This window comes from Brevibacillus panacihumi W25 (assembly GCF_000503775.1).
Classification (GTDB): domain Bacteria; phylum Bacillota; class Bacilli; order Brevibacillales; family Brevibacillaceae; genus Brevibacillus; species Brevibacillus panacihumi_A.
This window is the reverse complement of sequence record NZ_KI629782.1, coordinates 1,066,293-1,080,056: the sequence shown is the minus strand read 5'-3', so window position 1 is coordinate 1,080,056 and position 13,764 is coordinate 1,066,293. Positions and strand designations below refer to the sequence as shown.

11 protein-coding genes are annotated in these 13,764 nt (G+C 50.7%); 9 read left to right on the top strand and 2 right to left on the bottom strand.

Going from position 1 to position 13,764, the window contains the following annotated elements:
• The first annotated feature begins 124 nt into the window (after nt 1-124).
• Nucleotides 125-1,366, top strand: a complete 1,242-nt coding sequence (locus T458_RS34585) for an aspartate kinase (protein ID WP_023555104.1) — start codon at nt 125-127, stop codon at nt 1,364-1,366.
• A 54-nt stretch (nt 1,367-1,420) separates the two neighbouring features.
• Here T458_RS34585 and T458_RS34580 read toward each other — a convergent pair whose 3' ends face one another.
• Nucleotides 1,421-1,867, bottom strand: coding sequence for a DUF2507 domain-containing protein (locus T458_RS34580; RefSeq protein ID WP_023555103.1), 447 nt, complete (start codon nt 1,865-1,867; stop codon nt 1,421-1,423).
• Between the two features lie 325 nt (nt 1,868-2,192).
• Between T458_RS34580 and T458_RS34575 the strand changes: the two genes are divergently transcribed.
• The 8 genes from T458_RS34575 to T458_RS34540 all read left to right on the top strand — a co-directional run bounded on the left by T458_RS34575 (nt 2,193) and on the right by T458_RS34540 (nt 12,259).
• On the top strand, nt 2,193-2,804 hold the full coding sequence (locus T458_RS34575) for a succinate dehydrogenase cytochrome b558 subunit (RefSeq protein ID WP_023555102.1): 612 nt from the start codon (nt 2,193-2,195) through the stop codon (nt 2,802-2,804).
• Nucleotides 2,805-2,822: 18 nt separating this feature from the next.
• Complete coding sequence (gene sdhA, locus T458_RS34570; RefSeq protein ID WP_023555101.1) at nt 2,823-4,580, top strand: succinate dehydrogenase flavoprotein subunit; 1,758 nt, start codon at nt 2,823-2,825, stop codon at nt 4,578-4,580.
• A gap of 18 nt (nt 4,581-4,598) precedes the next feature.
• Complete coding sequence (gene sdhB, locus T458_RS34565; RefSeq protein ID WP_023555100.1) at nt 4,599-5,348, top strand: succinate dehydrogenase iron-sulfur subunit; 750 nt, start codon at nt 4,599-4,601, stop codon at nt 5,346-5,348.
• Nucleotides 5,349-5,467: 119 nt separating this feature from the next.
• The gene (locus T458_RS34560; RefSeq protein ID WP_023555099.1) at nt 5,468-9,235 is read left to right on the top strand and encodes a S8 family serine peptidase; all 3,768 of its coding nucleotides are present in this window, start codon (nt 5,468-5,470) and stop codon (nt 9,233-9,235) included.
• Between the two features lie 109 nt (nt 9,236-9,344).
• On the top strand, nt 9,345-9,770 hold the full coding sequence (locus T458_RS34555) for a hypothetical protein (RefSeq protein WP_023555098.1): 426 nt from the start codon (nt 9,345-9,347) through the stop codon (nt 9,768-9,770).
• A gap of 45 nt (nt 9,771-9,815) precedes the next feature.
• Entirely contained in the window at nt 9,816-10,274 is a 459-nt protein-coding gene (locus tag T458_RS34550) for a chemotaxis protein CheX (RefSeq protein WP_023555097.1), read from the top strand.
• 178 nt (nt 10,275-10,452) lie between these two features.
• Entirely contained in the window at nt 10,453-11,316 is an 864-nt protein-coding gene (locus T458_RS34545) for an ABC transporter permease subunit (protein ID WP_023555096.1), read from the top strand.
• Between the two features lie 19 nt (nt 11,317-11,335).
• Nucleotides 11,336-12,259 carry an ABC transporter permease gene (locus tag T458_RS34540; RefSeq protein WP_023555095.1) on the top strand — a complete coding sequence of 308 codons (924 nt, stop codon included), beginning with the start codon at nt 11,336-11,338 and terminating at the stop codon, nt 12,257-12,259.
• A gap of 572 nt (nt 12,260-12,831) precedes the next feature.
• On the opposite strand, the gene T458_RS34535 is transcribed toward T458_RS34540, so the two are convergent.
• Entirely contained in the window at nt 12,832-13,623 is a 792-nt protein-coding gene (locus tag T458_RS34535; protein WP_023555094.1) for a DUF6492 family protein, read from the bottom strand.
• Nucleotides 13,624-13,764: the final 141 nt, after the last annotated feature.

Below are 13,764 nucleotides of genomic sequence, written 5' to 3'. Positions count from 1 at the left end.
ACAGCGACAGGTGAAATTCCTCGTCGGTGTCTTTTTTGTTTATCTGGAAAACATAAAGAAAAAGAGAAACCAAACATAGAGAAAAAACGTGTGGATATGAGAATAGGAATAGGAGAGAAGTGCCATGGGATTGATCGTGCAGAAATACGGAGGTACTTCCGTAGGAACTATTGAGCGAATTTTGCGAGTAGCTGATCGGATTATCGCAAACAAGGAAGCGGGTCACGACATGGTGATCATTTTGTCCGCGATGGGAAAATCGACGGACGTGCTGATCGACATGGCGAAAGAAATTACGCCTTACCCGTCTGAACGGGAGATGGATATGCTGCTGACCACGGGGGAGCAGGTGTCCATCGCTTTATTGTCAATGGCCTTGCACCAAAAGGGGTATGACGCGATTTCCCTGACTGGCTGGCAGGCAGGAATTACGACCGAATCGATTCATGGCCGGGCACGAATCAAAGAGATCGATCCAACCCGGATTCGCGCGGAGCTGGACCGCGGACGCGTCGTGATCGTGGCCGGATTCCAGGGCATCAGCGACACAGGAGAGATCACCACTTTGGGACGTGGCGGATCCGATACGTCTGCCGTGGCCTTGGCGGCAAGCCTGCAGGCCGACAAATGCGAGATTTTCACCGATGTCGCAGGCGTGTATACCGCAGACCCGCGCGTGGTTCCGGCAGCAAGCAAGCTGGATCGCATCTCCTATGACGAGATGCTGGAGTTGGCCAATCTCGGTGCCGGTGTCCTTCACCCGCGATCTGTAGAGGCAGCCAAGAAATACAAGGTGAAGCTGGTGGTTCGCTCCAGTTTTACCGCAGAAGAAGGCACCTATGTAGAGGAGGTTCCCGATATGGAAACAGGTAGAGTAGTAAGCGGCGTCGCTCATGATGACGAGGTGGCCAAGATTACCGTGGTCGGCATGGCAGCAAAGGTCGGAACCCTGTCCCGACTGTTCAATACACTGGCGGATCATCGGGTAAATGTAGACATCATCATCCAAAGCTCCTACGATTCCGATGTGACGAATATTTCTTTCACGGTGGCAGCAGGAGACCTGAAGCATGCCTTGGATACCTTGGCGAAAAATCAGGCGGAACTTGGCTTTGAAAAAGTGGACTACGAAGAAGGCTTGAGCAAAGTATCCATCGTAGGATCCGGCATGGTGAACAATCCGGGTGTCGCTGCGGAGATGTTCCGCGTGCTGGCTGAGGAGCAGATTACTATCAAAATGGTGTCGACCTCCGATATCAAGGTATCCTGCGTCATCCCGGCAGATTTGACAGAGCTCGCGGTTCGCAGCCTGCATACGGCTTACGGTCTTGACGTGGCGGAGACTGCCGTGGTACACGGTTCGTAGATGATCATAGCGGGCAGCCCCCCTCTTCGCATCGGGAGAGGGGGGCTTTCACGGTCAGAAGCTGACGTGGATCTGTACGCTTCCTTTCTGTCCGAGCTCCATCTGCACAAGGGTTTCTTTGCCTTGCCATTCTTCTATCGCTCCCGCTATGACGCCGCATTCCAGGGAAAGGGTACGGCTGAGGCGCTCTTGAGACATATAGGGATAGATGGTGTGTGAGAGGGAATAATGGAGGTGTTGCTCGGATTCCTTCAACAGGTCGAGCTGTCCTAGGCCCAACCGGATAAAAGGCAGAATAATGCCATTGGCAGATTGAATCGGTATCTTTCGTCCCATATTCTTTCCGACCCAATAAAGGATCGGGCTTTCGCTTTCTCCCAGCAGGGTCTGGGTCAGCGTCTCGCGCAATAGATGGTAGCCGAGATAGGGCATATTCATCCGTTCCGCATAGGCGATCGATGCTGTCGGCAGCAAGGCACTCAATTGATCGGTCACTTTCACTCTACTTCCCCTCCTGTCCCTAATAGACTATGATGGAAGGGGAGCGGACATGCCATTTTGGTAGAGGAAAAATATCGGGTTCAGTTTCGTTTATTCTATCAATGGATTTAGTCTATTCATTATCTTGACGCTCCTTCACGACAGGAGTACAATTGTTTTGGTCAATGTTTTGCCAATCTTTTTTCCGTATTCCGACACATTTTGTCTTTTCCAGACAAAGGATGTGACGGACGTCCCGTCATGTCTAATGGAGAAGTCAATGGGTTAGGATAGGGGGAAAGATCGAGTAAAAGAAGGTTAGATACATTGAAAGGGGGACCATTGTATGGCGAAAGGCCATAGCTTTCTCAGTCACAGGCTTCACTCTCTCTTAGGTTTGTTTCCAATCGGGCTGTTCTTGCTGTTCCACCTGACGGCAAACTATCAAGCAACGCGCGGACCGGAAGCTTTCAACACGGCTGCGGGTCTGATTGAAAACGTACCATTCTTGCTGGTAGTTGAATTTGTCTTTATCTACATCCCGATCCTGTTTCACGCGGTCTACGGTCTCTACATCGCCTTCCAAGCGAAACAAAATGTAGGGAACTTCGGCTATCTCCGGAACCAATTGTTCCTCTGGCAGCGTTTGACAGGTATCATTACGCTTATCTTTATTGTTTGGCACGTCTGGGAAACACGCATCCCAAAAGCGATGGGCGCTGAAGTCAATTTTGACATGATGGCCAACATACTTAGCAATCCTGTCATGGTCGTATTTTATGCGATCGGGATTATCAGTACGACCTTCCACTTCTCCAACGGAATCTGGTCGTTCCTCGTTCACTGGGGAATCACAGTTGGGCCTCGTTCCCAACGCATTGCAACATATTTTACAATGGCAGTATTCGTAATTGTAACGTTCATTGGCTTGCGCGCTATGTCGGCGTTTATTGTATAGGGATAGGGGGACAAAGTCATGGCAAAAGGTAAACTGATCATTGTCGGTGGTGGTTTGGCCGGCTTGATGGCTACCATCAAGGCAGCAGAAAAAGGTGTTCCCGTCCAACTGTTCTCTCTGGTTCCGGTAAAACGTTCCCACTCCGTTTGTGCCCAAGGCGGTATCAACGGTGCGGTGAATACCAAAGGGGAAGGCGATTCCACTTGGGAGCACTTCGATGACACCGTGTACGGCGGCGACTTCCTGGCGAACCAACCGCCAGTAAAAGCAATGGCGGATGCGGCTCCAGGGATCATTTACATGCTGGACCGGATGGGTGTTATGTTTAACCGTACTCCTGAGGGACTGCTGGACTTCCGTCGTTTCGGCGGTACGAAGCATCACCGCACTGCGTTCGCAGGTGCGACGACTGGACAGCAATTGCTTTATGCATTGGACGAGCAAGTCCGCCGCTATGAAGCAGAAGGTTTGGTCACCAAGTACGAATATTGGGATTTCCTCGGTGCTGTGTTGGATGACTCCGGAACCTGTCGTGGGATTACAGCTCAAAACCTGCGTTCCGGTGAAGTTCAATCCTTCCGTGCAGATGCTGTTATCTTGGCAACGGGCGGTCCTGGGATTATCTTCGGTAAATCGACGAACTCGATCATCAACACCGGTACAGCGGCTTCGATCGCGTACCAACAAGGTGTCGTCTACGCCAATGGCGAGATGATTCAGATTCACCCAACAGCGATTCCTGGCGACGACAAGCTGCGTCTCATGTCCGAATCTGCTCGCGGTGAAGGCGGACGCATCTGGACGTACAAAGACGGTAAGCCTTGGTACTTCCTGGAGGAAAAATATCCGGCGTACGGAAACCTGGTTCCGCGTGACATCGCAACACGTGAGATTTTCCACGTCTGCGTAGACATGAAGCTGGGTATCAACGGCGAGAACATGGTATATCTCGACCTCTCCCACAAAGATCCGAAAGAATTGGATGTCAAGCTGGGCGGTATTATCGAGATCTACGAGAAATTCGTCGGTGATGACCCACGCAAGGTTCCAATGAAAATCTTCCCGGCTGTTCACTATTCCATGGGCGGTATGTGGGTAGACTACAATCAAATGACCAACATCCCTGGCTTGTTCGCTGCCGGTGAGTGCGATTACTCGCAGCATGGTGCGAACCGTCTGGGTGCAAACTCTTTGCTCTCCGCGATCTACGGCGGTATGGTAGCAGGTCCAAAAGCGATTGAGTATATGAATGGACTGAATCAATCCTCGGATGATCTCTCCTCTACGCTTTACGACGGCTTTACGAAGAAAGAGCAAGAGAAATACGAAAACATCCTGAAAATGGATGGAACAGAGAATGCTTACCTGATCCACAAGGAGCTGGGTGAGTGGATGACGGACAACGTAACCGTCGTGCGTTACAATGACCGTCTGAAGAAGACCGACGAGAAAATCGTTGAACTGATGGATCGCTACAAGAACATCAACATTAACGATACAAGCAAATGGAGCAACTCCGGCGCTTCCTTCACACGTCATCTGTGGAACATGCTGGTGCTGGCACGCGCGATCACCATTGGTGCCCTGATGCGCGATGAGAGCCGCGGTGCTCACTACAAGCCTGAATTCCCTGAGCGCGATGACGAGCGCTTCATGAAAACAACCATGGCAAAATTCAATCCGGAAACTACGGCTCCGGAGATCTACTACGAGGACATCGATGTTTCGCTGATTCCGCCGCGTAAACGTGACTATACGTCCGACAAGAAGCACTAAGAGAGGAGGAAACTGATCATGGCCGAAAAGTTGATTCACCTGATTATTACTCGCCAGGACAGCCCTGACAGCACTCCGTACAAGGAAGAATTCAAAATTCCTTACCGTCCGAACATGAACGTGATCGGGGCGCTGATGGAAATTCAACGCAATCCTGTAAATGCCCAAGGACAAAAAACGGCACCGGTCAACTGGGAATCCAACTGCTTGGAAGAAGTCTGCGGTGCCTGCTCGATGGTGATTAACGGCAAGCCGCGTCAAGCGTGCTCTGCCCTGATCGACAAGCTGGAACAGCCGATCCGTCTCGAACCAATGAGCACCTTCCCTGTACAGCGCGACCTGTCGATTGACCGCAGCCGCATGTTCGATGCGCTGAAACGCGTAAAAGCGTGGGTTCCAATCGATGGAACGCATGACCTGGGTCCAGGACCACGTATGCCAGAGGTTGAGCGTCAATGGGCATACGAACTGTCCAAATGCATGACCTGCGGTGTTTGCCTGGAGGCTTGCCCGAATGTCAACAGCAAATCGGACTTCATCGGTCCTTTTGCCATCTCCCAGGTTCGCCTGTTCAACCAGCATCCAACCGGAATGATGAACAAGCATGAGCGTCTGGAAGCGTTGATGGACGATGGCGGTATCGCGGATTGCGGGAACTCGCAAAACTGCGTACAAGCTTGTCCGAAAGGAATTCCACTTACCACTTCCATCGCACATATGAATAAAGAAACCATCAAGCATGGCTTGAAGAAATTCTTCTTCTCGTAAGCCTTTGCCTGATCGCAAAAAGCGTGTATCTGCTCTGTCAGATGCACGCTTTTTTGCATAGCTGGAAGCCTCCCTGTGAAAACTGTGGTAAGGGAACCTTTTCCTAAAGGAGGCAAACGATGAAAAAGAAGTGGATCAGCATAGGAGTGGCGTTGACTTTGCTTCCGACAACAGCCGCAGGTACGTGGCAGACGAAAGCGGCTACTCCCGGAGAAATGTCTGGATTTCAACAGCAGGTGATACGCGACATCCTCGTTTCTGAAAGCCCATTCCTACATAAAGCAACAGATGCATCTGCGTCCAGAAAGAGGGAATGGCATCCGGCCAAAGCAGATGAATGGCTTCATACGAATGATCGAATACTGGGCGAAAAGATGAACCAGTCATCCACATCGACCCTGGATATGATTGAAGCAACCAAGGCATGGCAGGAGGCTGGCGTGAGGGGAGAAGGCATGCTGGTCTCGGTCATTGACACCGGGATCAATCCGCAGCATCCTGATTTTCCAGCCCCGAAGGACAAGCGGCTGGCGCAACAAAAATCTGGATCAAGCAAAAAAGTAATACCAGGCTTTAACTGGGCAGATCGCAACCAGACGACCGTAGATGTGGGAGAATCGCAGCACGGCGCACATGTGGCGGGAATTATCGCAGCAAATGGCAAAATGACGGGAGTCGCACCAGAAGCCCAATTGATGAGTCAAAAAGTGTTCTCCAATTACCAGGGAGAAGTGCCGGGTCTCAGTGAGTCGATCCAGTACGCCATCAATGATTCCGTCACGAAAAAGGCAGATGTGATTAATCTGAGTCTGGGCTCATCTGCCGGATATGTAGACGAGGGCAATACGGAGCAATACGCAATCAAAAAGGCTGTAGATAATGGGGTCATCGTCGTGGCAGCCGCAGGCAATGACGCTTATTTTGGCAGTAACAAGGTGCGGGCGCAAAATCCGGACGTGGCGATGATCGGGTCTCCTGGTCTGTCACCTGATGCCTTTTCCGTCGCTTCGGTCAACGCTACGACATTGGCGGGACACAGTTTTCGCGTCGACGGGGTATCAGGAATGGATCGCATCGTCTATCTGCACGGACAGGCCGGCAATGGAGCTGCGATGAATCCTGTCACCACCCTGGTAAAGCCGTATGAACTGGTCTACATGGGCAAAGGCAAAAAGGAAGATTACAACGTAAGCGTCAAGGATAAAGTCGTGTTGCTGGAGCGGGGAGACATTACCTTTGACGAGAAACTTCGGCTGGCAAAAGAGGCAGGCGCAGCCGGTGCCGTGATCTACAATAACGAACCAGGTCCGATCATTATCAGTGCAGAGCATCTCAAGGTCATACCTGCTGTTGCCATTCTCAAGCAGATGGGCGACAAGCTGGCACAGGCTCTGAAAAAAGGGAAGAAGGTAACGCTGACCTTCGACGGCGAATACGCGCAAAATCCGATGCCTTACCCGGATGGCGGCACGATTTCCGCCTTTTCATCCTGGGGGCCGACGCCGGATTTGCAGTTCAAGCCGGAAATATCTGCGCCGGGCGGGGGAATTCTCTCGACCGTGCGCGATGCCGATTACGCCGTAAAAAGCGGAACTTCGATGGCGACACCTCATGTAGCAGGTGGAATGGCTTTGATGAAGCAAGCCTACGAAAAGCAAGGACGGAAGCTGCAAGGCAGGCAGCTCGTCGAAACCCTGAAGGCTGCTGCGATGAATACGGCCCAGCCAATCCTTGATCCGCAGCAGGATGTGGCTGCCTCGGCTGGCAAGCAGTCGGAAAAATTGCCATATACGCCGCGGGTGCAAGGGGCAGGACTGATGCAAGTAGCCAAAGCAATTCGCACGCCAGTGATCGTCGTGGATCAGAAAGGGAAGGCGGGCGTATCTTTGGGGGAGATCGGGGAGATGACGACTTTTTCCCTGTTCGTGGACAATCGCTTTGGAAACAAGCCGCTCACCTATCAAATCAAGGATGAGTTCGGCGTCCTGACAGATCGCAGGAAGGATGGTCTCAATCTGTTGCGGGAGGCCCGGCTGGAAGGCGCGAAGCTTAATTTCTCCAAGCAGGAGGTCACCGTCGCCCCCGGGAAGAGGGAAGAGGTCAAAGTGACGCTGCAAATCCCGAAAGAGGCCGAGTTGAATCAGTTTGCCGAGGGGTTTGTTCTATTTGCTTCCACAGACAAGGAGCTGCCGGATTTGCGCGTGCCTTATATCGGGTTCTTTGGCAAATGGGATGCGCCGCGGATCATGGACGAACCGATGTGGAAGGAAGAAAGCCAGGAAAAGCGTACAGGCGTCAAAACCACTTGGTACCATGACAAGGGAAATGACAAGTGGAAATACCGCGATTACCTGGGGGTGTCTGGTGTTACGGAGGATGGCTCTGCAAAGATCGACCCGGACAGGATCGCTTTTTCCCCCAATGGAGACGGTCATTACGATGTAGCTGGACCCTCCATCACCTTTTTGCGAAATGCGCGCCAGGTATCGGTCGAGGTGGCGGACGCGTCAGGCAAGGTGATCCGCTCCCTGGTCCAGGATGAAAAGGTAAGCAAATACGATCAATCTAAGCTTGGCACCCCGTATTATTTTACGGAGCGGGAAGAGTGGGGCTGGGATGGACGCGCGTATTCGGTGGAAAAAGGCACCTATGAAAAAGTTCCGGATGGACAGTACCAATTCGTGATCAAGGCGAAGATTGACGGGCGACATACAAATTGGCAGACGTTGACGCTGCCAGTGCGTGTGGATACGAAACCGCCAGCCGTCACAGCATCGATCTCCGGCAACCGCCTTCACTGGAGCAGCAAAGACAAGGATATTCAGGGATACCTGCTTTACGTAAACGGGAAGAAGGTGGGCGGTCCCTATGCGCCCAGCGTGACCAGCACAATCGTGAATCAACCGGATAAAAAGATGACGGTCGTAGCGTTCGATTATGCCGGGAATATGGGGATGGCGCACATCAATGGAAGAAGCGATACGACGCCGCCTTTCGTTGAGTTTCCCAATGACCTGTTCCAATATATGAAGATCACCAATCAACCGGAATTGGCCATAAGCGGCAAAGTGACGGGCGAAGATATGCTGGACAGAGTCAAGCTGACGATTAATAAACAACCGGTCAAAGTTGATGCGGACGGTGCTTTTCAGACGATCCTGCGTTTGACGGAAGGGTTGAATTACGTCAGCTACAGCGCCCAGGACCTGTATGGCAACACAAGGCAGTTTGTGCAACGGGTCATCATGGATACCACACCTCCTGTTTTGCAGTTCATGAATACTGGCAGTGAGGAAATGGTATTCGATGCGGGAACGAAGCGGATGATCGTCCCCATACGTTTCCTCTATCGCGATCAGACGTACAAGGGACAAATCAGCGTAAACGGTCAGATCATCGCAAGCTTTGAAGAAGATCAATTGGAGAGGCCGGTGCAGAAGCAGCTTACCCATACGCTGTCACTGAAGCACGGAGAAAATCGCATTCTGCTCGAAGGCAAGGACGGAGCGGGGAATCGAAGTGAACTGGTGATTTACGGCTACGTGGATGCCAATGTGGGCTCGGTCGTTTTGAATCACGGTGAACAGCGCTATACTTACCAGGCGCGGCAAACGCCAGCCCCAACCTTGGACCTAGCGCATAAGCAGATTGAAGCGGAAGAGGGAGAGACTCTACCGATTGAAGGAAGGGTTGTAGGTTCCGTCCCGATCCAATTGCAGATGGTGTACCGGGACAGACGGATGATGGCGGATATTAACGATCGCGGGGAATTTCGTCTGATGCTCGATCAGATCGAGGAAGGCAAGCAAAAGCTGTCGGTCATCGCCAGAGATGCGTTGGGACGGGAAACACAGGCGGAGATGATTATTGTCGGCAAGAAAAAATAAGCAGGCGTGAAACAAAGAAAGCCCGCTGCAGTGATGAAAAAATCGCTGCACCTGGGCTTTTTTCCATAGATGCTTTGGATGGCGGCAACCACAACTGGGAGGAAAAAACATGTTTTTTCACGGCATTAATTGGGAATATGTGAAGAGGGAGTATCCGCTGCTTTCCCCGCGTCGTACGGTCAGTCAAAAAGGGCAAGAGCAGCTCTTGGATCGTATCCATTTAATTCAGCAGTTTGGCATTGAGCCTATCCACTTGCTGGAAGCAGACGAGGGCTACCCGGAGGAACGTTGTATTCGGGAGTGTTATGTGTTTGGAGATACGGTTTTTGCCTTCGAAAGGCTGCCGTTGCCAATGTGGCAGCTGAGCAGCCATGAAGTCGGTGTCGAGGTGTTGGACCTGCGGAAATGCAGCCGGATTTATACGTATCGATCGGTGGTCGAAGTAGAGGAATGGTTTCCCGGAATTCCTTGCATACGGACCCAAAGACCTAATCATTTGCAGAGAACTATTGAATCCGGGAGAGATCATCTTTAAGATTAGGTAAAAAGAACGGATTTCCCGGGAAAGGAAGAGGACTTAATGAGTGTGCAATACTTACATCCTTTTTTGGATTCGGCGTCATTCGTCATCCAGCAAGTATGCCAAGTAGAGATTTCCCGTGGAGAACTGGAGCTTAAGCAATGGACGTACCGGGAAGGACATACTTGGCTGCGCATCGGGATGACCGGACAATTAGAAGGAGATGTTTTTTTCGGAATTCAGGATGATCTGGCCTTGCGGATTGTGTCTGCCATGATGGGTGGTTTTCCGATTCAGGAGATGGATGAGATGGGGAAAAGCGCAATCTCCGAGCTGGGCAACATGATCTCGGGGAATGCGAGCACGATCTTGTCCAATCAAGGCATTGTGATCGACATTACTCCGCCGTATTTCCTGGTGCACCAGGATCTGCAACAAATGACCGGGACTGCACTGACCGCTCCCTTGGAGTTGCAGGACATGGGGAAAATGGAAATTCAGCTGGTTGTAATCAAATAATCCATGGATGGGGTCATACGTACGTGAAAAGGGTTCCGAGTCTGGAACTCCTTTTTGCGTCGGAAGCAATGAGGGGGGATATTGTATTCAAAAAATAAAGAAAGATAAAATATTTTTGCCTGCCTAGATGATTTTTTTTAGATAGTGTATTGTGGGAAGAGCAAGGGGGTATGCAGGCTTGACATATGTGAAGCAAATAATAGGAATATTCTTGCTCGTTATCGTGATCTGTGGCGGGCCCTTGATGTTGACGACGGTAAAGGAAGAAGTCGTATTTGCCCCGGAAGAAGTCGTCACCCGCGCCATTTATTTGGTCCAGCAGATTGCAGGCGGTTCGCTTGGCACCTACTATTTGGGCGATTATGAGCGAAGCATCGCGGAGGATATTATCCCGTTTGCGATCAGCACGTTTGAGCTGCTCTTCTCCAGCGTCGTGATTGCGGTCTTGGCAGGGCTGCTTTTCGGCCTGTTTCTGCAGCGCTTCTGGATTGTGCGCAAGTTTCAGCGTCTGCTCGACCTGGTGTCTACGATTCCGGACTTTATTCTGATTTTTCTTTCAATCCTGGCGGCAGTAAGCTTTTACAAGCTGACAAGCATTCGGATCATCACGTTGTCTCCGACGAGCGATGCGGCGAACAAGTGGTTTCCCATCGTCCTGCTCTCCATAGGACCGACCATTTTTCTTTTAAAAGTGATCAGTCTGAAATACGTGCAGATCGGCGGCGAGGATTACATCAAGACGGCATTGGCAAAAGGGATGGGCATCTGGCATGTCCTGACCCATCACGTATACAAAAACATCAAACCGTTTTTGCTGGCTGATTTGAAAAAGACCATCGCGATCACGGTAGCGAACCTGTTTGTGGTGGAATATTTGCTCAATGTGGTGGGGCTGACGCGATTCATTTTCAGCAAAAGCGCAGAGTATCAGTTCAATGCAGCTGTCATGGGTCTTATGGGCATTATTCTTCTTTCTATCCTGGTGTATCTGTTGATCCGGGCGATTCTGTACCTGTTTGAGCGAATACTCGTCTATAAATAGGCAAGAGTGAGGTTCTACTATGCAAAAACGATTTAATTGGCCGTTGTGGACCGGATGTGTGCTGGTCACTCTTCTGCTGCTTCTGGGCATTACGGGTCCCTACCTGGCTCCCTATGAACTCGATTTCCAGGAAAAGTTAAGCAGTACGGTTGTAAATGGCAAGACCGTCATCACGTATCCGCCGCTGCCTCCATCCGCAGAGCATCCGCTCGGAACGGACAAATGGGGCTATGACTTGCTCACGCTGTTGCTTCATGGAGCGCCGTATACAGTGTTCGTCACATTGGCAATCGCCTTCATTCGCGTCTTCATCGGAACCATCATGGGCCTCTACATCGGCATCCAGGAGAAAACGCAGACATGGTGGCTTTCGGTTGAAAACGCTTGGAGCTACATGCCGATCTTCATTCCCGTCTATTTTTTACTGGCTGGGGTGACGATCAACTCCGAACTGCCCACAGCGAGTCTGGTCGCCTTGTTTATTGGCGTTGTCGCCATTTTGGGTACGCCAAGCGTGACGGCATCGATCCGCCAGAAAACGGAACAGATCAAGGAAACCCAGTACGTGCTGGCAGCCACCTCCCTGGGTGCAGGGCGCGAACAAATTATTTTCCGCCATATTTTGCCGCAGTTAAAAGAGCAAATCATCATCATTCTGGTTACCGAAATCATCGCCATCATGACGCTCATGGGCCTGCTCGGCATGTTTGATCTGTTCGTGGGGGGCACCTATATGACCACTGATCCTGTCATCTACAAGTCGATTACGAATGAATGGGCAGGGCTTCTCGGTTCGTATCGCTCCTTTGTTTACGGCAACGCGATCTGGATCTTTTTGTCTCCGTTGATCGCTTTTGTCGTAGCGGTTGGAGCCTTTACCTTGCTCGCCAAAGGACTGCGCGATCAGTTTGAGCAAAGCTACAACCGGACGCCTTTTATCTAGGAAGAATCGGGAGGATCCTCTTTTGAGGCGGCGACGTCAGGACGAACCCGAAGATGACGCGAGTTATTTCAGGATCAAAGCGACTTTCGCGCTTCTTCGGGAGTAATGGCAGGCAAATCGCTGACATCCATTCACAAACGTGTGGAACCCATTGCCCATTTTTCGAATAGGATGTATGGCAAAAGCCTAAAATACTTGAAATTCCGGCACCATCACCCACCCCCCATCATAGGATAAGGTGACTCTGTAATCCCTCAACCTTGTTCCTGTAGAGCCCACAAGGAGGGGTGGCACGATTGAAGGGTAGCGCCAATAGTGGTACAAATCCTTATAAAACAAGGATTTGTGCCACTTTTTTATATCGTATTCCTATTTTGATGCTAATTTGATGTTTTTAGGAGGCGAGTACATATGCCGTTAATAAGAATGAGAAGGTGGGGACGGTAAAAAATGGAGAAAGAGGATCCGAGGCGGGGATTGGTGGCGCTTGGTCTTGCCTATGAAAAGTAAGACTTGGTCGTGTGCAGGCATTTTGGAGGTCCTGTCACACAAAGGGAGATCCAAAAGGTACTTCATTTTCTCACGCCCCTCTTTCGGATATACCAGCGGCGTTTATGAAAGGAAATGGACCTGTATTTCTGGGCCAGTCTGATGATTCGTTTACGAGTAAGGGATGCTGGTGTTGAAGAGGAGCTTTTGTTAAGGGAACTTCTTACAACTAGATGACCGGGGTAGTGAGCTTTCACGAAGTTACCGTATGTTTCGAACTCGGAAAAGCCGGCATAACTCTGTTTGTTGGTCTTTTTGATAATTGCCCAGTACCACCGAGTCTTATGCCTGGCTTCAATTTTACGCTTCAGTCGGGATAGCTTCGCTTTGTCGAACAGCATATAGTGGGCAACGAAAGAGCGCGAGGCGGTTGGCTTGGTCCCCAGTAATTTCTTATAGGTGCGAAAATACTCGGGACGACTCCAGTTACGGCAGTAAAAAACGGTTTTCCCTTTGACGAGAAAGACATGAGGGCGGATGAGGACGGTGTCGGCGTCAATCACAAGATAATACCGATGCTTGGTCAAGTTTCCACCCGCCAGCTTCAACAATTGTTGGAGCAGCCAGCCTGAGCGATTGGTGCGTTTGGTTTGGTAGCGAATGTCTTTTTTTGAAATAGGAAGGACGCGTCTTTCATTGATGAAGGTGCAGTTTTTACGCCGGCAAAGGGCTTGTATTCGCTTGCTTGGTGGCGATACAAGCATGATCTTACCGACCGGATGCTTCACTTGCTTACGGATACTGTCAATGACATAAGGGAGAGTGCCAAGGTCTTTCTCAATAGCTGGGATTAGGACATCAATTTTGATCGTCAACTTCTCAACTCCTTTTCGTTAAGCACTTTAAGCAAATGTGACTGAACAGGTCGGCCAGAGTGTCAGACTTTCCAGATAGGATATGATTTTCTTCCTTAGGGTGAATATGACAGATATGGAGAACCTGCAAAATGGGTGTTT